This window comes from Streptomyces sp. NPDC058375 (genome assembly GCF_042723425.1).
In the GTDB taxonomy this organism is placed as follows: domain Bacteria; phylum Actinomycetota; class Actinomycetes; order Streptomycetales; family Streptomycetaceae; genus Streptomyces; species Streptomyces durocortorensis.
Window position 1 is genome coordinate 1 of sequence record NZ_JBHXJG010000016.1, and the last position, 20,699, is coordinate 20,699.

Here is a 20,699-nt window from a genome sequence, read left to right on the forward strand (position 1 = left end):
ACAGCCCGGGCTACCCGTCACACAGTACGGCGCCCGCACCCTGCCGGGGGCCGGGCGCCTCGGTCAGCCCGTGGGGCCGGACCGTCGGATCAAAGCCGTCCGATCAGGTCGGATCAGATCAGGCCGTCCCACATCTGCTCCAGCAGCACCGACCACCAGCTCTCCGGCGACGCCAGCGCCGCCGGGTCCAGGGCCACCAGCTGTGCCTGGAAGTCGACGGTCCAACGCCCCGCCTGCTCCGGGTTCAGCCCGAACCGCAGCCGCCACATCCGGCCCAGCAGCGCCATCGACCGCACGAACTCCGGCAGCCCGGTGTTCACGAACTGCGGCGGCACCGACTGCCCGCCGGGCCCCGCCTCCACCGGAACGGCCACGATGTTCGCCGTCCCGTACTGCACACAGATCGCCCGGCCGAAGTCCGTGCCCATCACCAGGTACGACCCCGCGTCCGGCGCGGGCTGCACCTGCCGCTGCGCCGCCAGCTCGGCCAGCGTCGGCACCACCGGCTGCCCGGGCTGCGCCCAGAAGAACGGCCCGAAATCGGCGGGCAGCCCCGCCCACACCAGGGTGCGCGCGACGACCTCCGGCACCCCCTGACGGGACACCGCCCGCTGGTCGAACCGGAGGATGCCCTGCGGACCGAACGCCTGTGCCAGCTCCTCGGCCACCGCCTCCGGCGGCAGCGCGGGCGCGGGCGGCATCTGCGGCAGCGGCGCCCGCACCGGCGCGGGCCGCGCCGGGCCGTCCGCGACCTGGTGCAGCTCGCCCTGGTGCGTCAGCAGATGCTGCATGCCCTGCTGCCGGCTGGCGTGATCCGTACCGTACGGAGCGACGCTGGTGATCCGCACCTGCGGCCAGGTCTCCCGGATCATCCGCGCGCAGTACCCGCCCGGCAGCTCGCAGGACTCCAGCTCCGTGTGCAGCTCGATGACCTGCTGCGGCGGGACGTTCATCGCCCGCAGCTCGTGCAGCATCTGCCACTCGGGGTGCGGGGTGCCCGGCGCCGAGCGGCGGATCAGCTGCTGCTCGCTGCCGTCCGGAGCGCGGAACCGCAGCACGGCCTGGTAGCCGGGGCCCACGGTCGGCTGACCGGTGGGCTGCTGCGGATAGCCGTACGCCGGAGGCGGCGGGTTGTGCGCACCCGGAGGCGGACCGGGCGGACCGGGCGGACCCGGCGGCTGCGGTACGGGACCGGGGGCCCCGCCCGACGATCCGCCCGGGGCTCCGGGCGGGCCGGGGGGAGTAGGGGGCCCGACCTGTCCCGGACCCGCGAACATCGTCTCCGCGTGGTGCACCCCGCCACCCGGAGGCGGCGTGGAACCCGGCGGCGGACCGGGCGGGCCGGGGGGCTGCGGAGCACCCGGAGCGCCGGGCGGGCCGGGAGGCTGCGGAGCACCCGGGGCTCCGGGCGGGCCCGGCGGCCTGGGCGCACCCGGGACGCCCGCGCCGATGCTGCTCCCGTCGGCGAGCATCGTCGCGGCATGGTGCACCCCGCCGCCCGGAGGCGGCGTGGAGCCGGGAGGCGCGGGCGGACCGGGCGGCGGCGTGGAACCCTGCGGCGGGCCCGGCGGACCGGGAGGCGGCGGGGTGGCGCCGGGCGGGCCGAGCTGCGAGACGAGCTGCGTCGGGACGTACCCGCCCGCCGGAGCGCCGGGCGCACCCGGACCCGAAGGCGGCGGCGTCGCACCGGGCGGCATGCCGGGGATCCCCGGCGCACCGGGCGGCGGCGGGGTCGACGAACCGCCCCCACGCGCCCTGCGCGGCGGCACCACGGCCTTGCTGGTGGCCGCGTCGGCGATGTCACCGGCCCCGTCCGGGGCCCCCTGCTGCGGCCGGAGCGCCGGCGCCACCTGCGTACGCGGCAGCTGGCTGCCACCCGACATCAGCGCGGTGGGCGCCTCCGCCGGAACGACCGGCGGCGGGGCCTCCTCGTCGTCCGTCCCCGACAGCGGCGGCGCGAACACCGTCGCGGGCAGCGGGACGGCAGCGTCGTCGGAGTCGGAGTTGGTGTCCGTCCCCGCCCACGGGGTCGCCCCGGCGGGCACACCGTCGGAGGCCGTGGGCTCATAGGCCGCGCCACCGCCGGCGGCGGGCCACGACGCGGCGGAGCCGCCGGCGGACGGAGTGGAAGGAGAGGAGGACGAGGGGGCGGGCGGAGGCGTCCCGTCCGGGGCGGCCGGTACGGGCCCCTGCGCGGAGGCGGCGACAGGACCGGGGGCGGGGGCCTCCCCCGAAACCGAAGCCGATCCCGAAGCCGATGTCGATGTCGATGTCGAGGGGAACGCCGCCGGGGACGAGGACGAGGACGGGGCCGGGTCCGGAGACCGGGGCGGGGACGACTCGGCCGCCCCGGTGGCCCCTGCGGCCTCCGCCGCCTCGCGCCGCTCCGCACGATGATCCGGAATCCCCAGCTTGTCCGCCGCCTCCTGGAGCCACTCCGGCGGCGTCAGCAGGAACGACGTCTGGTTCAGATCCACCCGCTGCGGCGGCTCCGGAGCCGCCGCCGGCGCGCCCGCCGGTCCGCCGTACTCCTCCTCGTACCGCCGGATCACCTCGCCCACCGGCAGCCCCGGCCACAACGTCGCCTCACCACTGTCCCGGGCGATCACCAGCCGCTGACGGCCGCCGTCCGAGACGGGGCCCTCCGGCCGGTCCTCGGCCCACACCACGAAACCGAGGTCGAACTCACGGACGCGCACCTCACGGTGCTGATACGCGGGCACGTCACCGTTGACCCACTCGTCCGCCCGCTCCTGCGCCTGCGCGAAAGTCACCACCGCGCTCACCCCTCCACCGGGACGGCGCGCGCGAAGCCGCCGTCCACCATCAGGTTCGCCACGGTCTCCAGCTCCGGCGGATTGCCCGCCAGCCGCTGGAGGAAGGCGTCGAAGTCCGTACCGCAGGGCAGCAGCAGCCGCTCCACACGCTCCTGGACACTCCAGCCGTCCTGGTCCCGGGCATCGTCGTACGGGCAGAACCACACCGAACCGACGTCCTGTCCGCGCACCTTCACCGCGAGAATCCCGCCCTGGACGAACGCGACGCCCAGGTAGTCCTTGGTGAAGTGGTCCCGCAGGCACTTGTTCACGTACACCAGGTCGTTCACCGCGGCCTCGTCACGCACCGTGAAGAACGGCTGGTCCACCAGCAGTCCCAGCTCCGCGTCGAGCGCGGCGCCCACAGGGGCCGAGCCGCCCGCCGCCTTCAGGAAGGAGCGGTACGCGCCGGGCAGCCGGTAGCCGAGGTCCTCCTCGACGCCCTGGACCTGCTGCTCGCTCACCGCGCCCGCGCCCTTGGGCAGCCGGAAGTGCGCCGGACGGGTCTCCTGCAACGGGCGCGTGCCCCGCCGGTTCTGGTCCACGTCCGTATCCGCCAGACCGCCGTGATGACGCAGCAGCGCCTTCACCTCGACCGGCACCAGCTCCATCCGCCGGCCACCCGGCACGTGGTGCCAGGTCCAGCCGTGCGGGGTCGCCACCGCGGGAATCGTGTCCCACAGGTCGTGACCGCTCGCCGCCATCGCCGCGTTCGCCGACACGTAATCGGTCAGGCGCAGCTCGTCGATGCCGAAGCCCGGAGGCGGATCGGCGATCTCGGCCGCGGCGCGCGCGTACGGCGAAAGAACCGGGTGGCCGCTCCCGTCCATCCGCACCCCCGAGGGGTGCCGGGAGGCCCGGACCGGATCCGGGAAGTTCACGACCTGCCCGGCGTAGGCGGCGTTCGGTGGCGCGGCTTGCTGCCCGAGCCGACCTGTCGTCATGGCTGATGCCCCCTGCTGCGTCCGGTGTTCCGCACAGCCTAAGCGGTGGGGCAACAGGGCACCCCGCCCCGCCGGTTCCGTCACGAACGGTCACATTCGCGTGACGGTGAGGCGACGGTCTCGCACCTTCCGGCGACACGCAGACACGTTTCCCCCACCCAGCTTCCCCACCACCCGGCACATTTGGCAGGCTGTCCCCGCAACTCGGGGGATTGCAGGGAGGGACGTCAGCACGATGCATTCCACACAAACCGTCACATCAGGGGATCCGCGCCTCAGCTGGAGCAGCACCGAGACCAGCCGTACGCCCCGACTGAACCACCGCCGCGACGGGATCCTCCCGGCCGTGGCCGCCGCGCTGTCCGTACGCGGCGAGACGCTGACCTGCACCGCGGGCAAGGGGGACCAGCCACCGGTGCTGCACCCGCTCGTCCAGGACTTCCTCGACACCCTCACCAGCGGCCAGCGCGAACGCTTCACCGGGCGCTGCCCCGAAGCGATACTGCTCTCCCGCCAGCTCACCGCCGCCGAGAGCGGGCGCTCCAAACGGGCCCAGCGAAAACCCCTGACCAACGGGGAGGCGCGGCGCGCGCTCAAGCATTCGCGGCTCACCGCCCGGCGCATCCGCGAGGACGGCGACCCGCTGCACGGCAGCTACGCACCACCGTGCCGATCCTGTTCGGCTCTCCTCTCCCACTTCGGCGTACGCCCCGTCGACCTGACCTCCACCGGCGCCGCGACCACCGCCGAGAAGGGCTGACCGCCCACCGATGCACGACCGCCAGCAGCACACCTCCACCACCCGCTTCCCCGTCGCCGTCGACGCCGCACTGCGTGAGGCGGGCTGGCAGCCCGGGCGCTGGGACATCCGCCAGGCGGAGGAGTGGGCCGACGCGCTGCGCTCCCACGCCTCCCCGGCCGGCCACCGGCACGCGGTGTTCCCGGCCGCGGTCGAGGCCTGGGCGGAGTTCGGCGGCCTCCACATCACCGCGTCCGCGCCCGGCCGGCACATCGCGCCCGCTGCGGTACGGATCGACCCCCTGAGCGGCCTGCACCTGGCCCGCACGCTCGGGGACCTCGGCCGCGCCCTGGAGACGGAGGTCAGCCCGCTGGGGGCGGAGGGCGAGGAGCAGGCGGTCCTGGCGATCGACACGGAGGGCCGGGTGTACAGCATCGACCACACGGGCGACTGGTTCCTGGGCCAGGACATCGACGAGGCCCTGGCCACCCTGGTAACCGGCACCCAACCGTCCCGCCTGACGTCCTCCTGAGCCCGGCCGGCCCGCCCGACACCTGAGGCCCCCGTCCGGCCACCCCGGCCCGCCCGGCACCTGAGGCCCCCGACCGGCCACTCCGGCCCGTCCGGCGCTTGAGGACGACCCCGACCATCCCCAGCCCATCCGGCGCTTGAGGAACGGAACCGTCGCACCACCCAGCCCGTCCGGCGTTTGAGGACGGAACCGTCGCTCGGGACGAACGGGCACCATCACTTCCCCCGACACGGATGGGTCGCCGCTCCCCACACCCAGGGTTCCGTCCTCAAACGCCGGACGGGCTGAGGTGGGCGGCCCTCACGCGCCCGGCGGGCTGGGGTGGGCAACCCTCACGCGACGCCAGGCGGGCTGGAATGAGTGGCCCCACGCGCCCGGCGGGCTGGGGTGGCAACCCTGACGCGCCGGAGGGGCTGGGGCGGGGCGGCCCAGAGTCAGGTCTCGGCCGGGTCGGCCGGGAGGACCGCCGAGACTCGGAAGCCTCCCGCGTCCGTAGGACCGGACACGAACACACCCCCCAGCCCCAGCACCCGCTCCCGCATCCCCACCAACCCGTTCCCCCCGCTGGGCAGCCCCGCATCCGCCGCCCCCGAGTCCGAAGGCCCGTTCTCCACCTGCATCGCGACCTCCGCCTCCCGATGCGCGAGCCGCACCCACGTCTTCGCGCCCGCAGCGTGCTTGTGCACGTTCGTCAGCGCCTCCTGCACCACCCGGAACGCCGTCTGCTCCACCTCCGGCGGATACGCCCGCAGCTCACCGTCGACCGACAGCTCCACCACCATCCCCGCCTGCCGCGACTGCGCCACCAGCGCCTCCAGCTCGTGCAGCCGTGGCCCGTCCTCCGACGCGACGGTGGCGGCGGCCGCGGCCGCCGCCCGCCGCACCGACGCCAACGGAACCCCACCCGCGGCGGCCGGCGCGGTCAACGCCTCCCCCGTACGCAGCACCCCGAGCATCTCGCGCAACTCCGAGAGCGCCTGCCGGCCCATGTCCCCGACCAGCGCGGCGTTCCGCACCGCCTTCGCCGGGTCCTTCGGCGCGACGGCCTGGAGAGCGGCGGCGTGCACCACCATCAGGCTCACCCGATGGGCGACCACGTCGTGCATCTCCCGGGCGATCCGGGTCCGCTCCTCCGTACGCGCCCACTCCGCCCGCTCCTCGGCCCGGTCCGCGAGCAGCGACAGCTCCCGCTCCAGCGAATCGGCCCGCTCCCGCAGGCTCTCCATGAGCCGGCGCCTGGCCCCTATGTAGAGGCCGAGCAGCACGGACGGGGCCGTAAGCCCCACCGCCATGAAGACGGACATCAGCGGGACGTACCAGTCCCCCGGCCCGAAGTCGGCCTGCTCGGCCACGTTCTGCCGCAGCCGTACGTACGTGACGATGAACGTCCCCACCAGCGCCATCCCCGCCAGGACGACGGTGATCCGGCGCGGCACCTCGGACGCGGCCAGCGTGTAGAGGCCCACGAGGGCCATCAGGAAGCCCATCTCGGCGGGCGTCATCGCGATCGTGACCAGCACCACGACGATCGGCCACCGCCGACGCACCAGCAGCACCGAACCCGCAAGAAGCCCGAACACCACACCCACCGGCACCGGCACCCCGGTGTTCCGGGCGAACTCCACCCCCTCCAGGCCACACTCCAGCGCCGACACCAGCGCCAGTCCCACGTCCAGGGCGACACTGCGTCGCCGCTCCCACCACCAGTAGCCGCGGGTGGTCGATCCCGCCGCCTCCCGGTCTGCCCCCGTTGCGGTCATGGCATCCAGCCTACGGGCGGATGCATCTCATTTTCCGGTGACCGGCAACAGCACGTTCCGCATTCGAACAGGCACGAAACGCATGCCGATCGCCTGAAATGGCGAATCGACCACGCTTTCGACCCGGACGTTCGCATTCCGGACGACGATCCCCGTATGACGGAAACCACAGGCAAGTACGCCGACTTCGAGGGCTTACGCGAGCGGGCGGTGGCGCTGCGCCGGGAAGGGCTCAGCCGCCGCCGGATCCGCGACCGACTCCGCGTCGACAACAACGACCTCCTCAACCGCCTCCTGCAAGGAGAGCCCGCCCCGGAGTGGACGAAGCGGCCCCGCGCCAAGGACGACGTACGCGCGAAGGCCCGCGAGCTTCGGCTCCAGGGCATGACGTACGACCAGATCCAGGTGGAGCTGGGGTGCTCCAAGGGGTCCATCTCGTTGTGGGTACGGGATCTGCCGAAGCCCGCCCCACGGACGAGGGAGCAAGCCTCAGAGATCGCCAAGCGAGGCTGGGAAATCACGCTGCAGCGGCGCGACCAGGAACGTCAGGAGGTGAAGCGCTCGGCCCAGCGTGAGATCGGCGCCCTGACCGAGCGCGAGCTGTTCCTGTTGGGAGTAGGGCTCTACTGGGCCGAGGGCACCAAGGACAAACCCCACGCGCGCCGAGAGCGGGTCGCCTTCGTGAACAGCGACCCCGGCATGATCAAGATCTTTCTGGCCTGGCTCGCACTGATGGACATCACCTGCGAGAGGCTTCGCTTCCACGTGATGATTCACGAATCGGCCGACGTCGCCTCGGCTGAACGCTACTGGGCCGATCTCACCGGCACGGACGTCTCGATGTTCGGCAAGACGACCCTCAAGAAGCACAACCCGAAGACCAACCGCAAAAACGTCGGTGAGCACTATCGCGGCTGCCTCGTGATCCATGTGCAGCAGAGCGCCGACCTCTACCGTCGCATCGAGGGCTGGTGGTGCGGCATAGTAGGCGGCAGCGTTTCTGGGCAGGGCCTCCCCTTGCCCGGCTGACGCGTGTTCCGCCGTAGTGTAATTGGCAGCACGGCACCCTTTGGAGGTGTTCGGTCTAGGTTCGAGTCCTAGCGGCGGAGCAACTTCGCGGGCCTCGACCACACCGGTCGGGGCCCGCCCCCGTTTCCACGGGAAACACCCCCGGTATCCTGCGGATGACCACCACCCGAAGCCGAAGGGCACATCCGTGAGCGCAACCAGCCCGGCAGCCGTCGTCGTCCTCGCAGCGGGTGAGGGCACCCGCATGAAGTCGAAGACCCCCAAGGTTCTGCACGAGATCTCCGGGCGCTCGCTCGTCGGACATGTCGTCGCCGCCGCCCGTGAGCTGGACCCCCAGCACCTCGTCGTGGTCGTCGGACACGCCAGTGAGCAGGTCACCGCGCACCTGAACTCCGGCGAGGCCCCCGTGCGCACCGCCTTCCAGGCCGAGCAGAACGGGACCGGGCACGCCGTCCGCATGGGGCTCGAGGAGCTCGGCGGGGGTGTCGACGGGACCGTGATCGTCGTGTGCGGCGACACCCCGCTGCTGTCCGGCGAGACGCTCGGCGCGCTCGCCGCCACCCACACCGCCGACGCCAACGCGGTCACCGTCCTGACCGCCGAGGTCCCGGACTCCACCGGGTACGGGCGCATCGTGCGCGACCCGGCCACCGGTGCGGTCACCGAGATCGTCGAGCACAAGGACGCCACCGACGAGCAGCGCGCGATCTCGGAGATCAACTCCGGGGTGTTCGCGTTCGACGGGCGGCTGCTGGGCGACGCGCTGGGCAAGGTGCGTACCGACAACAGCCAGGGCGAGGAGTACCTCACCGATGTGCTCTCCATCCTCCGCGAGGCCGGGCACCGGGTCGGGGCGTCCGTCGCGGGCGACCACCGCGAGATCCTCGGCATCAACAACCGGCTCCAGCTGGCCGAGGCCCGCCGGCTGCTGAACGAGCGGCTGCTGGAGCGGGCGATGCTCGCGGGCGTGACGATCGTGGACCCGGCGTCCACGCTGATCGAGGCGACCGTGACGTACGAGCGGGATGCCGTCGTGCATCCGGGGACGCAGCTGCTGGGGACCACCCATCTCGCCGAGGACAGTGAGGTCGGGCCGAACTCGCGGATCGAGGACACCGTCGTCGGCGCCGGCGCCCGGGTGGACAACTCCGTGACGCACTCGGCCGAGATCGGTCCGGGGGCACTGGTCGGCCCGTACGCGTATCTGCGGCCGGGGACGCGGCTGGGGGTCAAGGCCAAGGCCGGTACGTATGTCGAGATGAAGAACGCCACGATCGGTGAGGGGACCAAGGTCCCGCACCTCAGCTACGTCGGTGACGCGACCATCGGCGACCACACCAACATCGGTGCGGCCAGCGTCTTCGTGAACTACGACGGCGTCGCCAAGCACCACACGACGATCGGCTCCCACTGCCGTACCGGTTCGGACAATATGTTTGTGGCACCGGTCACGGTCGGGGACGGGGTCTACACCGCCGCCGGGTCGGTCATCACCAAGGACGTGCCCGCCGGTTCGCTGGCCGTGGCGCGGGGCCAGCAACGGAATATCGAGGGTTGGGTGGCCCGGAAGCGTCCGGGCAGCGCCGCCGCGCAGGCCGCTCAGGCGTCGTCGCAGGAGCCCGACGGGCAAAGCTGACCGGAAACAGGTGCGCCGGTGACGGCGTACCGTGATAGATGCTCACCCCATTTCGGCTGGCTCGTTGCACCTCGGGACCTATGCGTGCAGCGCCAGATACACGTCTGAGGAGACTGTGCTGTGACCGGGATCAAGACGACCGGCGAGAAGAAACTGATGCTCTTCTCCGGCCGCGCCCACCCCGAGCTGGCCGAGGAGGTCGCCCATCAGCTGGGAGTCGGTCTCGTGCCGACGAAGGCCTTCGATTTCGCCAACGGTGAGATCTATGTGCGGTTCCAGGAGTCGGCACGTGGCGCGGACTGCTTCCTGATCCAGAGCCACACGGCTCCGATCAACAAGTGGATCATGGAGCAGCTGATCATGCTGGACGCGCTGAAGCGCGCGTCGGCCCGCTCCATCACGGTGATCGTGCCGTTCTACGGGTACGCCCGCCAGGACAAGAAGCACAGGGGCCGCGAGCCGATCTCGGCCCGTCTGGTGGCGGACCTGATGAAGACGGCGGGTGCGGACCGGATCCTCACCGTCGATCTGCACACCGACCAGATCCAGGGCTTCTTCGACGGCCCGGTGGACCACCTGTTCGCGCTGCCGATCCTGGCGGACTACGTGGGTGCGAAGGTCGACCGTTCCAAGCTGACGATCGTGTCCCCGGACGCGGGCCGCGTGCGGGTCGCCGACCGCTGGTGCGACCGGCTGGACGCGCCGCTGGCGATCGTGCACAAGCGTCGTGACAAGGACGTGCCGAACCAGGTCTCCGTCCACGAGGTCGTCGGCAACGTCGAGGGCCGCGTCTGTGTCCTCGTCGACGACATGATCGACACCGGTGGCACGATCTGCGCCGCTGCGGACGCCCTGTTCGCGCACGGCGCGGAGGACGTCATCGTGACGGCGACGCACGGGGTGCTGTCGGGTCCGGCGGCGGACCGGCTGAAGAACTCGAAGGTGAGCGAGTTCGTGTTCACGGACACCCTGCCGACCCCGGGTGAGCTGGAGCTGGACAAGATCACGGTGCTCTCGATCGCGCCGACGATCGCGCGCGCGGTGCGTGAGGTGTTCGAGGACGGGTCGGTGACGAGCCTCTTCGAGGAGCAGGGCTGACCGTCCCACGACGGTCCCTGTTGATCCACTTTGGGGTGCGGCCTCCCCGCCGGGTAGACTCAGCGAGTTGCTCGGCGAGGGAGGCCGTACCCGTGTGTACGGCGGTCCGTTATCGACGCGCTCTTCGTAGCAGGCCTGTCGTGGGCCGGGTGACCGTTCGAGTTCCGTCACCCCCGACGGCTCTCCGTACCTGACGAGGAGTGCACCATGGCCGAGATCAAGCTCGCCACCGAGGTCCGTACCGAGTTCGGCAAGGGCGCCGCCCGCCGTGTCCGTCGTGCCAACCAGGTTCCCGGTGTCGTTTACGGCCACGGCGCCGAGCCGGTCCACGTCACCCTGCCCGGCCACGAGCTGCTGCTCGCGCTGCGTACGGCCAACGTGCTGATCGGTCTGGAGATCGACGGCAAGGACGCGCTGGTCATCCCGAAGGCCGTGCAGCGACACCCCCTCAAGGGCACCATCGAGCACGTCGACCTGCTGACCGTGAAGCGCGGCGAGAAGGTCGAGGTCGAGATCGCGGTGCACGCCGAGGGCGACCTGGCCCCGGGTGCCAACCTGCTCGAGTTCGTGCTGAACACGCTGCTCGTCGAGGCCGAGGCCACCCACATCCCCGAGTCCGTGACGGTCTCCGTCGCGGGCCTGGACGCCGGTGACTCGATCCTGGCGAAGGACATCGCGCTGCCGAAGGGCTCCGTGCTCGCCGGTGACGAGGATGCCATCGTGATCCAGGTCGTCGCCGCGCAGGCCGAGGAGCCGGCTGCGGGCGAGGCCGCCGAGGCCGAGGGCGCCCAGGCCTGAGCCTCTCCCCTCACTGTTCCACCTGCTTGACTGACGGGGTGGTGGTTCCCTTCCGGGGGAGCCGCCGCCCCGTTCGCCTGCCATCCCCCCTGTGCGAGTCGTACGAGTACGAGGAGACCGAGCGCTGATGTCCGACGCCACCGACCCCTGGCTCATCGTGGGCCTGGGCAATCCCGGTCCCGACTACGCGGCGAACCGGCACAACGTCGGGTTCATGGTCGCCGATCTGCTGGCGACGCGGATCGGCGGGAAGTTCAAGCGGGCGCAGAAGGCGCAGGCGCAGGTGGTGGAGGGGCGGATCGGTCCGCCGGGTCCGGGGAGCCGGCGGGTGGTGCTGGTGAAGCCGATGTCGTACATGAATCTGTCGGGCGGTCCGGTGACGGCGCTGCGGGACTTCTACAAGGTGCCGACGGACCATGTGGTGGCGGTCCATGACGAGTTGGACGTCGATTACGGGGCGCTGCGGTTGAAGCTGGGCGGCGGGGACAACGGGCACAACGGGCTGAAGTCGATGACGAAGGCGATGGGCCCGGACTATCACCGGGTGCGGTTCGGGATCGGACGGCCGCCGGGGCGGATGCAGGTCGCGGATTTCGTGCTGAAGGACTTCTCGTCGACGGAGCGCAAGGAGCTGGCGTTTCTGGTGGACCGGTCGGCGGACGCGGTGGAGTGTCTGCTGGCGGAGGGGCTGGAGCGGGCGCAGAGCGCGTACAACTCCTGACATTCCCTTCCCTGTTTGGGCGTTTTTCGGCCATAGGTTGACCGCGGGTGCGGGTCTGGCCAAGGATCTGCCCCCATGAAGCGGAGCTCTTCCCACCGGGCGGCGGTCGCGGGGCGGCGGTTGGCCATGGGGCTGGTCGTCCTGGTGCTGCTGGTCGCGGGTGCGTGGGCGTCGTGGGACGCCGCGCACCACATCATTCTGGCCAAGGGCCGTGAGCACGGGACCGTGACGGTCACGGAGTGCGGCGACGCGAAGTGCACCGGGGCGTTCACACCGGACGCGGTGTCGCGGGAGCGGGCGCGGGTGACCGTGGACCGGTCCGTGGCGGCGCGTGAGGGGGATCGTTTCCCCGTGGTGGTGAAGCCCGGTTCCGATGCGGTGGTCCGCACGGGGACGCCGGGCTTTCTGCATGCCTGGGTGCCGCTCGGCGGGGCGATGCTGCTGGCCGCGTTCGTGATCGGCGGCGGGCTGCGGATGACGCGGACGGCGTGGGGCGCCGGAACGGCGGGGGCGGCCCTGCTGGTGGCGACGTTCGTCGCGCTGTAGCAGGACCGCCCCGTTTCGGCGTGCGTACGGTCAGCCGGTGTTGCGGAGTCCCGCCGCGACACCGTTGACGGTGAGCAGCAGGGCGCGGGCGAGCAGCGGGTCGGGCTCCTCGCCGCGTTCGGCGGCCTGGCGCTGGCGGGCGAGCAGCGAGACCTGGAGGTAGGAGATCGGGTCCAGGTAGGCGTCGCGGATGGAGAAGGTCTGCTGGAGCACCTGGTTGGTGTCGAGCAGCTTCTCGCCGCCGGTGACGCGCAGGACTTCCTGCACGGTGAGGGCGTGTTCGGCCTCGATGGCGTCGAAGACGTGCTTGAGCTCGTCGGGGACGAGGGTGTCGACGTAGTGCCGGGCGATGCGCAGGTCGGTCTTGGCGAGGGTCATCTCGACGTTGGAGATGAAGTTGCGGAAGAAGTGCCAGTGCTCGTGCATCTCGTCGAGGACGGTGTCGAGGCCGGCTTCACGCAGGGCCTTGAGGCCGGAGCCGACGCCGTACCAGCCGGGGACGATCTGCCGCGACTGGGTCCAGCCGAACACCCACGGGATGGCGCGCAGGCCGTCCAGCGAGACGCCCGAGCCCGGACGGCGGGAGGGCCGCGAGCCCAGGTGCAGGTCGGCGAGCTGGTCCACCGGGGTGGAGGCGAGGAAGTACGCGGGCAGGTCCGGGTCCTCGACGAGCTTGCGGTAGGCGCCGTGGGCCGCGTCGGAGACCGTGTCCATGGCCGCGTCCCAGCGGGCGAGCGCCTCGTCGGACTGGCGGGGCGCGGTGTGCAGGGCGGAGGCCTGGAGAGTGGCCGCGACGGTCAGCTCCAGGTTCTCGCGGGCGAGGGCCGGGATGAGGTACTTGTCGGAGATGACCTCGCCCTGCTCGGTCACCTTGATCTCGCCCTCCAGCGTCCCCCACGGCTGGGCGAGGATCGCGTCGTGCGAGGGGCCCCCGCCACGGCCCACGGTGCCGCCGCGGCCGTGGAACAGCCGGAGCCTGACCCCGTAGCGGTGGGCGACGTCGCGCAGCCGGCGCTGGGCGCGGTGGATCTCCCACTGGGAGGTCGTGATACCGCCGAACTTGGACGAGTCGCTGTAGCCGAGCATGACCTCCTGGACGTCGCCGCGGAGCGAGACGAGGCGTCGGTAGGAGGGGTCGGCGAGCATCTCGTCGAGGATGACGTCGGCGGCCTTCAGCTCGTCCGTCGTCTCCAGGAGCGGGACGATGCCGATCTTCGCCCAGCCGGCGTGCAGGTCGAGGAGGCCCGCCTCGCGGGCGAGGACGGCGGCGGCGAAGACGTCGTCGGCGCCCTGACACATGGAGATGATGTAGGACTCGATGACTTCGGGGCCGAAGCGTTCGAAGGCCTGCTTGATGGTGTGGAAGACGCCGAGGGTCTTCTCGCCGGCCGCGTCGAGCGGGGCGGGGGTGGGGGCCAGCGGCCGGCGCGAGCGCAGCTCCTTGGCGAGCAGCTTCTGCCGGTAGTCGCGGGGCATGTCGGCGTAGCGCCAGGACTCCTCGCCGAGCCGGTCGAAGAGCTGGCCGAGGGCGTGGTGGTGGGCTTCGGCGTGTTCGCGTACGTCCATGGTGGCGAGCTGGAGGCCGAAGGCGGCCAGGGTGCGGATGGTGCGGTCCATCCGGCCGTCGGCGAAGAGGCCGCCGCGGTGCTCGCGCAGGGAGGTCTGGATCAGCTCCAGGTCGGCGATGAGTTCGGCGGTGCCGAGGTAGTCGCAGCCGGGGCGGTGGGGGGTGCCTTCGGCGAGGCGCTCGCGGGTGTTGACGAGCTTCTGCCGGATGCAGGTGGCCTTGAGGCGGTAGGGCTCCTCGGCGTTCAGCCGCTTGTAGCGGGGGCTGATGCCGGGGAGGCGCTCCAGGTCGGCCTGGAGGGAGGCGAGGAGTTCCTCGGTGGCTCCGGCGTAACGGATGGAGTTGGAGAGGAGGCCGCGGAGGTAGTCGATCATCTCCAGGGCGTCGGTGATGCCGTGCTCGTGCTGGAGGATCAGGACGTCCCAGGTGACGGCGGGCGTCACGTTGGGGTTGCCGTCGCGGTCGCCGCCGATCCAGGTGCCGAAGGTGAGGGGGCGGGTGCCGGCGGGGAGTTCGACGCCGACGCGGTCCAGCTCGGCGGCGAGGTCTTCGAGGACGTCGCCGACGGCGCCTGCGTGCAGCTCGTCCAGGTAGTAGATGGCGTTGCGGGCCTCGTCGGCGGGCTCCGGGCGGACGACGCGGAGTTCGTCGGTCTGCCAGATGAGGTCGATGTTCTCGGCGAGGCGGAGGTCGAGGCGGCGGCGGTCGGCCTCGATGACCGGGGTGTCCAGCAGCTCGGCGATGCGGCGCAGCTTGTTGAGGACGGAGCGGCGGGCGGCCTCGGTGGGGTGCGCGGTGAAGACGGGCCGGACGTTGAGGTTCTTGACCGTCTCGCGCAGGTGCTCGGGGTCGGCGTCCTTGAGGCGGTCGGCGGTGCGGGCCAGGAGGCCGCCCTCGGCCGAGCGGCGGTCGCGCATCTCGTGGGCGCGGTGGACCTGCTCGGTGACGTTGGCGAGGTGGAAGTAGGTGGAGAAGGCGCGCACGAGCTGGGCGGCGGTCTCCAGGTCCGTGTCGCCGAGGAGCTCGGCGGCGGCTTCGCCGTCGGTGCGGGTCAGGGCGCGTACTCGCTCGACGAGGTCGAGGAGTTCCTGGCCCTCCTGGCGTACGAGGGTCTCGCCGAGGAGGTCGCCGAGGCGGCGGATGTCGGCGCGCAGCGCGGGGCTGGCGGCAGGGGTCTGGTCGGCACTGCTCACAGTGTGCGGCTCCTTGCAGTGAATGAGGAGGTGCGTTCGCTTCGCCGTCCCCACATGGGCAGTGGTGGGGCGGGTGGCGGGGTCCGGGGCCCTGCGGCTGGCAGCGGTGCTGTCGCCACGCCCCGACGAGCGGGTGCGGACCGCGCTGTCCGACCCTCCCAGGATAGGTGTCGTCGCAGGCGGCGTGTCCGTTGCCCCGAGGGGTCTCGCGGCCGCCGCCCGGAAGCACACGCCCTAACCCCTACCCCGGGGGCAGGCGGGCTACCGCGTGGGACGGGCTGGAGCGGCCTCTCGTGTTGTGGGGCCCGTCACTGCCATACTTACCAAGCCGTAGGTTACGGAACCGTAGCCACGGCCGTCCGAGCCTTCTCCCTCACCCTCAGAGGTATCCCCCTATGCCGAGCACTCCTCCTGCGATCGACGAGACCGAGCCGCCCGGGGCAGCGGCGGCTCCGCTGCCCTCCGCCACGCTGGGCGGCGACAGCAAGCGGTCGATCGAGCAGTTCGCACTGCTGGCGTTCATCGTGGTGCCGTTCGTGGCCCTGGTCGCGGCGGTGCCGCTGGCGTGGGGGCGGGGGGTGAGTTGGCTCGACATCGGTCTGCTGGTGGCGATGTACTACATCGGCTGTCACGGGATCACGATCGGCTTCCACCGGTACTTCACGCACGGTTCGTTCAAGGCGAAGCGGCCGCTGCGGATCGCGCTGGCCGTGATGGGTTCGCTGGCGGTGGAGGGGCCGCTGGTGCGGTGGGTGGCCGATCACCGCAAGCACCACCGGTTCTCGGACGCGGAGGGCGACCCGCATTCGCCGTGGCGGTTCGGGGAGAGCCTGCCGGCGCTGATGAAGGGACTGTGGTGGGCGCACATCGCGTGGATGTTCGACGAGGAGCAGACGCCGCAGCAGAAGTACGCCCCCGACCTGATCAAGGACCCGGCGATCCGGGCGGTCTCGCGCCACTTCCTGACCTTCACGATCGTCTCGCTGGCGATCCCGCCGCTGGTGGGCGGCCTGGTGACGATGTCGTGGTGGGGTGCGGCGACGGCGTTCTTCTGGGGTTCGCTGGTACGGGTCGCGCTGCTGCACCACGTGACGTGGTCGATCAACTCGATCTGCCACGCGGTGGGCAAGCGGCCGTTCAAGTCGCGTGACCGGTCGGGGAACGTGTGGTGGCTGGCGGTCCTGTCGTGCGGCGAGTCGTGGCACAACCTGCACCACGCGGACCCGACGAGCGCCCGGCACGGGGTGATGCGGGGACAGATCGACTCCAGCGCCCGGCTGATCCGCTGGTTCGAGAAGCTGGGCTGGGCCTATGACGTGCGGTGGCCGGATGCCGCGCGTATCGACTCCCGGCGCACGTCCGCCCCCGCCGACGCGGCATGATTGACGACGTGGCGACGGACTCCAGCACAGGCAGCGACAAGAGCAGGACATCCCCCTCCCGCCGGGCCCGGCGGGTCCGGATGACGGGCAAGGAGCGCCGCGAGCAGCTGCTGGACATCGGGCGCGCCCTGTTCGCCGACAAGGGCTTCGAGGGCACGTCGGTGGAGGAGATCGCGGCGCGTGCCGGGGTCTCCAAGCCGGTGGTGTACGAGCACTTCGGCGGCAAGGAGGGCCTGTACGCGGTGGTGGTCGACCGCGAGATGCGCCAGTTGCTGGACATGGTGCAGGGGGCGCTCACGGCGGGCCATCCGCGCGAACTGCTGGAGCAGGCGGCGTTCGCGCTGCTGGACTACATCGAGTCGTACACGGACGGTTTCCGGATCCTGGTGCGAGATTCGCCGGTGGCGCAGTCGACGGGCACGTTCGCGTCGCTGATCAGCGATATCGCCACGCAGGTGGAGGACATCCTGGGCCTGGAGTTCAAGGCCCGGGGCTTCGACCCGAAGCTGGCCCCGCTGTACGCGCAGGCGCTGGTGGGGATGGTGGCGCTGACGGGCCAGTGGTGGCTGGACGTGCGCAAGCCCAAGAAGGCCGAGGTGGCCGCCCACCTGGTGAACCTGTGCTGGCACGGGCTGGAGAACCTGGAGTCGAAGCCGCGGCTGATAGGGCACCGGAAGAGCTGATCGCGTAACCCTTCCGCACGTCGTCACCCGTGGTGATGACGGGTGCGGATTTCCCGCCGTAGTGTGGTCGGGAGGGCAGAGGATTCGTCCATGGGAGGAACCATGACCGCCGAGCCGACCACCGCGCACAGCTCCCGCTGGCCGGTGCCCCCGCAGGACGGATACACCGTGGACGATCTGTTCACGCTGCCCGATCTCCCGCCGCACACCGAGCTGATCGACGGGAGCCTGGTTTTCGTGAGTCCGCAGCGCAAGTTCCACAGCACAGTGATCGATCTGCTGGTGGCGGGGCTGCGCAGTACTGCACCGCCGGAGGTGAAGATCCGCCGGGAGATGACCGTGGTGCTGGACCGGCGGAACGGGCCGGAGCCCGATGTTTCCGTCGTTCGCAGCGAGGCCGACACCAAGGGAATGGAGCAGACGTCGTACGCGGCCGCCGACGTCCTCCTCGCCGTAGAGGTCGTCTCCCCCGACTCCGAGGCCCGCGACCGTGAGGCCAAGCCGCACAAGTACGCCACCGCCGGCATCCCGCACTTCTGGCTGGTCGAGATGACCGGCACCGACCAGCACCCCGTCGTGCGGGTCTATGAGCTGGACCCGGTGACGAAGGCGTACGCGCTGACCGGGATCCATCACGACCGGCTGAAGACGGGTGTGCCCATCCCGGTGGACATCGACATCTCGGCGGAAGCGCTCGCGGCGCTGTAGAGCGGGCCCGGTTACGCGTCCGGCTCCAGGAACTCCAGGCGGTTGCCGACCGGGTCGTGGGCGTAGAAGCGGCGGTGGCCGGGGAGGTTGTCGTCCCATTCCACGCCGACGCCGTGGGCCTCCAGGCGGGCCGCGTACGCCACGATCCCCGTCACGCGCAGGCCCGGGTGGGCCTTCTTCGCGGGGCGGAAGTCGCTCTCGATGCCCAGGTGGAGCTGGACCGGTCCGGCGGCGAACCAGCAGCCGCCGCGGGCGGCGAGCACCGGGGGTTTGGGGATCTCGGTCATGCCCAGGGCGTCGGCGTAGAAGGTGCGCAGGGCGTCCTCGGTGCCGGGCGGGGCGGCGAGTTGTACGTGGTCGACGGCGGCGAGGCCGGCAGCGGCGGTCATCACTTCTCCTTGCGGGCTACGGCGAAGATGCGGCGGAACGGGAAGACCGTGCCGTACGGGCCGGGCGGGTAGGCCTCGCGGAGCAGGTCGCGGTAGGCGGTGAGGAACGCGTCGCGGGCGGCGGGGTCGTCGGCGAGCGCGGTGAGGACGGGGCGCAGGGCGGTCCCCTTGACCCAGTCGAGGACCGCGTCGTCGCCGTGCAGGGTCTGGAGGCAGGTGGTCTCCCAGACGTCGGCCGTGCAGCCCAGGTCGCGGAGGCGGGTGAGGTAGTCGGTGGGTTCCAGGACGGATGCGGTGCGGTCGCCGATGCCGTGGAGCAGGGGGCGCCAGCGGTCGGATTCGCGGAGGCCGGCCAGGAGCGTGTGGCTGGGGGCGGTGAAGTTGCCCGGGATTTGGAAGGCGAGGGTGCCGCCGGGGGCGAGGGCGTCGAGCCAGCGGGGGAAGTGGTCGGCGTGGCCGGGGATCCACTGGAGTGCGGAGGTGGAGACGATCAGGCCGTACGTCTCGGTGGGCGTCCAGGTCGCGGCGTCGGCCTCGGCGAAGTCGAGCAGGGGCGGGCGGGCGTGGGCGGCGGCTTCGGCGAGCATCTCGGGTGAGGTGTCGTAGCCGGTGATCCGGGCCTTCGGCCAGCGCTCCGCGAGGAGGGTGGTGACGTTGCCCGCGCCGCAGCCGAGGTCGGCGATGCGGGGTGCGGGGTGGCCGGGGAGGTCGCCGACGCGGGCCAGGAGGTCCTGGAAGGGGCGGGTCCGGTGGTCCGCGTGACGCAGGTACTGCTGCGGATCCCAGGAAGGGCGGTCGGGTGAGGTCATGGGAACAGGATCACAGCGGGAATCTCTTGATGTCAAGACACTTGAATTCAAGAGACTTCATGTCGAGGGACCATCTACACTGATCGACATGGAGGACGAGGTCGACCGACTGGTCGCTGCATGGCGCCGCGAGCGCCCCGACCTCGACGTGGAACCACTCGAGGTGCTCAGTCGCGTCTCCCGTCTGGCGCGCCACCTCGACCGGGCCCGCCGCATAGCCTTCTCCGAGCACAACCTGGAGCCGTGGGAGTTCGACGTACTCACGTCGCTGCGCCGGGCCGGGCCCCCGTACCAGCTCTCCCCCGGACAGCTCCTCACCCAGACCCTGGTCACCTCGGGCACGATGACCAACCGCATCGACCGGCTCACCAAGAAGAACCTCGTCGAGCGGCTGCCCGACCCCAGCGACCGGCGGGGCGTCCTCGTCCGGCTCACGGCCGAGGGGCGCGACAAGGCCGACCAGTCACTGGCCGGCCTCCTCGACCAGGAGCGTGCCATCCTCGGCGAACTGTCCCGCACCCAGCGCGGCGAACTGGCCGGGCTACTGCGCCAGTTGACCGCCCCGTTCGACAACATCCCCACCTAGCGGACGGATCACCGGCTCGGCGGGGCCGACCCCCGCCCGGCGGGCCAGCGCCACCGCCGCCAGCGTCGAGTGCACCCCGAGCTTGCCCAGCACGTTCTGCATATGGGTGCGCACCGTGTGCGGGGACAGGAACAGCCGCTCGGCGACCGCCTTGCGGCCGAGCCCGGCCACCATGCAGCGCAGCACCTCGCGCTCCCGGGGCGTCAGCGACTCCACCAGCCGCTCGCTCTCGGTGCGGTGTTTGCGGGCGGCGGTCAGCTCCCGCAGGACGCCCGTGAGCAGGGCGGGCGGCAGATGCGTCTCGTCGCGCAGCACGCCCCGGATCACCGACAGCAGCCGTTGCAGCGAACAGTCCTTCGCCACCCAGCCCGAGGCCCCCGCCTGGAGCGCCCGGGCGGCGGCGCGCGGGTCGTCCTTCTCGGCGAGCACCACCGACCGCACGGTGGGCCGGCCGGTGCGGACCCCGGCGACCAGCGCGATGCCGTCGACGACGCCCGCCCCTTCCTGCCGGGGCGCGGGGACGGCAGGCGTCTCGCCGCTCGTCAGGGCGCCCAGCTCGGCATCGACCAGGAGCACGTCGTAACCGCGCCCCTCGGCGGCCGCGCGCTCCAGCGCGCGCAGCGCGGCCGGGCCGCTGCCCGCGGCGGAGACGTCGACGTCCGGTTCGGCCGCGAGGGCCGCCGCGAGCGACTCGGCGAAGATACGGTGGTCGTCGACCACGAGAACCCGGATACGCGCCACAGAACCCCCATCGGTGGGGGCG

At 71.7% G+C, this 20,699-nt stretch carries 19 protein-coding genes and 1 tRNA gene; 13 read left to right on the top strand and 7 right to left on the bottom strand.

Features of this window, described 5'->3' with window-relative positions:
• Nucleotides 1-113 precede the first annotated feature (113 nt).
• Both ACFWM7_RS04765 and ACFWM7_RS04770 read right to left on the bottom strand, forming a co-directional pair.
• Nucleotides 114-2,786: an SUKH-4 family immunity protein gene (locus ACFWM7_RS04765; protein ID WP_383255106.1), complete on the bottom strand. Its 2,673-nt coding sequence runs from the start codon at nt 2,784-2,786 to the stop codon at nt 114-116.
• Nucleotides 2,783-3,760, bottom strand: coding sequence for an SMI1/KNR4 family protein (locus ACFWM7_RS04770; protein ID WP_383255108.1), 978 nt, complete (start codon nt 3,758-3,760; stop codon nt 2,783-2,785). Before ACFWM7_RS04770 ends, ACFWM7_RS04765 begins: the two co-directional genes overlap by 4 nt.
• A 235-nt stretch (nt 3,761-3,995) precedes the next feature.
• On the opposite strand from ACFWM7_RS04770, the gene ACFWM7_RS04775 reads away from it, so the two are divergent.
• Entirely contained in the window at nt 3,996-4,520 is a 525-nt protein-coding gene (locus tag ACFWM7_RS04775; RefSeq protein ID WP_383255111.1) for a YwqJ-related putative deaminase, read from the top strand.
• Nucleotides 4,521-4,530: 10 nt separating this feature from the next.
• Nucleotides 4,531-5,031, top strand: coding sequence for an SUKH-3 domain-containing protein (locus ACFWM7_RS04780; protein WP_383255113.1), 501 nt, complete (start codon nt 4,531-4,533; stop codon nt 5,029-5,031).
• Between the two features lie 434 nt (nt 5,032-5,465).
• Here the strand turns inward: ACFWM7_RS04780 and ACFWM7_RS04785 are convergent, their stop codons facing one another.
• Nucleotides 5,466-6,791, bottom strand: a complete 1,326-nt coding sequence (locus ACFWM7_RS04785; protein ID WP_383255116.1) for a sensor histidine kinase — start codon at nt 6,789-6,791, stop codon at nt 5,466-5,468.
• A 156-nt stretch (nt 6,792-6,947) separates the two neighbouring features.
• Here ACFWM7_RS04785 and ACFWM7_RS04790 point away from each other — a divergent pair, with 156 nt between their 5' ends.
• The 7 genes from ACFWM7_RS04790 (at nt 6,948) to ACFWM7_RS04820 (ending at nt 12,619) form a co-directional block, all read left to right on the top strand.
• The gene (locus ACFWM7_RS04790) at nt 6,948-7,820 is read left to right on the top strand and encodes a hypothetical protein (protein WP_383255120.1); all 873 of its coding nucleotides are present in this window, start codon (nt 6,948-6,950) and stop codon (nt 7,818-7,820) included.
• A 7-nt stretch (nt 7,821-7,827) separates the two neighbouring features.
• Nucleotides 7,828-7,900, top strand: a tRNA-Gln gene (locus tag ACFWM7_RS04795).
• Nucleotides 7,901-8,007: 107 nt separating this feature from the next.
• Complete coding sequence (glmU, locus tag ACFWM7_RS04800) at nt 8,008-9,456, top strand: bifunctional UDP-N-acetylglucosamine diphosphorylase/glucosamine-1-phosphate N-acetyltransferase GlmU (protein ID WP_383255122.1); 1,449 nt, start codon at nt 8,008-8,010, stop codon at nt 9,454-9,456.
• A 120-nt stretch (nt 9,457-9,576) separates the two neighbouring features.
• Entirely contained in the window at nt 9,577-10,554 is a 978-nt protein-coding gene (locus tag ACFWM7_RS04805) for a ribose-phosphate diphosphokinase (protein WP_007455203.1), read from the top strand.
• A 207-nt stretch (nt 10,555-10,761) separates the two neighbouring features.
• Nucleotides 10,762-11,352: a 50S ribosomal protein L25/general stress protein Ctc gene (locus tag ACFWM7_RS04810; RefSeq protein WP_383255126.1), complete on the top strand. Its 591-nt coding sequence runs from the start codon at nt 10,762-10,764 to the stop codon at nt 11,350-11,352.
• Nucleotides 11,353-11,479: 127 nt separating this feature from the next.
• Nucleotides 11,480-12,073 (top strand): aminoacyl-tRNA hydrolase, encoded by a 594-nt coding sequence (pth, locus tag ACFWM7_RS04815; RefSeq protein ID WP_383255128.1) that lies wholly within the window; start codon nt 11,480-11,482, stop codon nt 12,071-12,073.
• Nucleotides 12,074-12,148: 75 nt separating this feature from the next.
• Entirely contained in the window at nt 12,149-12,619 is a 471-nt protein-coding gene (locus ACFWM7_RS04820; RefSeq protein WP_383255130.1) for a hypothetical protein, read from the top strand.
• A gap of 30 nt (nt 12,620-12,649) precedes the next feature.
• Here the strand turns inward: ACFWM7_RS04820 and ppc are convergent, their stop codons facing one another.
• Entirely contained in the window at nt 12,650-15,379 is a 2,730-nt protein-coding gene (gene ppc, locus ACFWM7_RS04825; RefSeq protein WP_383255133.1) for a phosphoenolpyruvate carboxylase, read from the bottom strand.
• A gap of 395 nt (nt 15,380-15,774) precedes the next feature.
• On the opposite strand from ppc, the gene ACFWM7_RS04830 reads away from it, so the two are divergent.
• The 3 genes from ACFWM7_RS04830 (at nt 15,775) to ACFWM7_RS04840 (ending at nt 18,152) form a co-directional block, all read left to right on the top strand.
• Nucleotides 15,775-16,761, top strand: coding sequence for an acyl-CoA desaturase (locus ACFWM7_RS04830; RefSeq protein ID WP_383255135.1), 987 nt, complete (start codon nt 15,775-15,777; stop codon nt 16,759-16,761).
• On the top strand, nt 16,758-17,444 hold the full coding sequence (locus ACFWM7_RS04835; protein ID WP_030710457.1) for a TetR/AcrR family transcriptional regulator: 687 nt from the start codon (nt 16,758-16,760) through the stop codon (nt 17,442-17,444). Before ACFWM7_RS04830 ends, ACFWM7_RS04835 begins: the two co-directional genes overlap by 4 nt.
• Nucleotides 17,445-17,546: 102 nt before the next feature.
• Nucleotides 17,547-18,152 (top strand): Uma2 family endonuclease, encoded by a 606-nt coding sequence (locus tag ACFWM7_RS04840; protein WP_383255201.1) that lies wholly within the window; start codon nt 17,547-17,549, stop codon nt 18,150-18,152.
• Nucleotides 18,153-18,163: 11 nt separating this feature from the next.
• Here ACFWM7_RS04840 and ACFWM7_RS04845 read toward each other — a convergent pair whose 3' ends face one another.
• Both ACFWM7_RS04845 and ACFWM7_RS04850 read right to left on the bottom strand, forming a co-directional pair.
• Complete coding sequence (locus ACFWM7_RS04845; protein WP_383255138.1) at nt 18,164-18,541, bottom strand: VOC family protein; 378 nt, start codon at nt 18,539-18,541, stop codon at nt 18,164-18,166.
• Complete coding sequence (locus ACFWM7_RS04850) at nt 18,541-19,350, bottom strand: trans-aconitate 2-methyltransferase (RefSeq protein WP_383255140.1); 810 nt, start codon at nt 19,348-19,350, stop codon at nt 18,541-18,543. Before ACFWM7_RS04850 ends, ACFWM7_RS04845 begins: the two co-directional genes overlap by 1 nt.
• Before the next feature lie 88 nt (nt 19,351-19,438).
• Here ACFWM7_RS04850 and ACFWM7_RS04855 point away from each other — a divergent pair, with 88 nt between their 5' ends.
• A complete protein-coding gene (locus ACFWM7_RS04855; RefSeq protein WP_383255143.1) occupies nt 19,439-19,936 on the top strand; it encodes a MarR family winged helix-turn-helix transcriptional regulator in 498 nt (165 codons plus the stop codon).
• On the opposite strand, the gene ACFWM7_RS04860 is transcribed toward ACFWM7_RS04855, so the two are convergent.
• Nucleotides 19,892-20,677 carry a LuxR C-terminal-related transcriptional regulator gene (locus ACFWM7_RS04860; protein ID WP_383255145.1) on the bottom strand — a complete coding sequence of 262 codons (786 nt, stop codon included), beginning with the start codon at nt 20,675-20,677 and terminating at the stop codon, nt 19,892-19,894. The two genes, ACFWM7_RS04855 and ACFWM7_RS04860, sit on opposite strands and share 45 nt — an antisense overlap.
• Between the last annotated feature and the right edge of the window lie 22 nt (nt 20,678-20,699).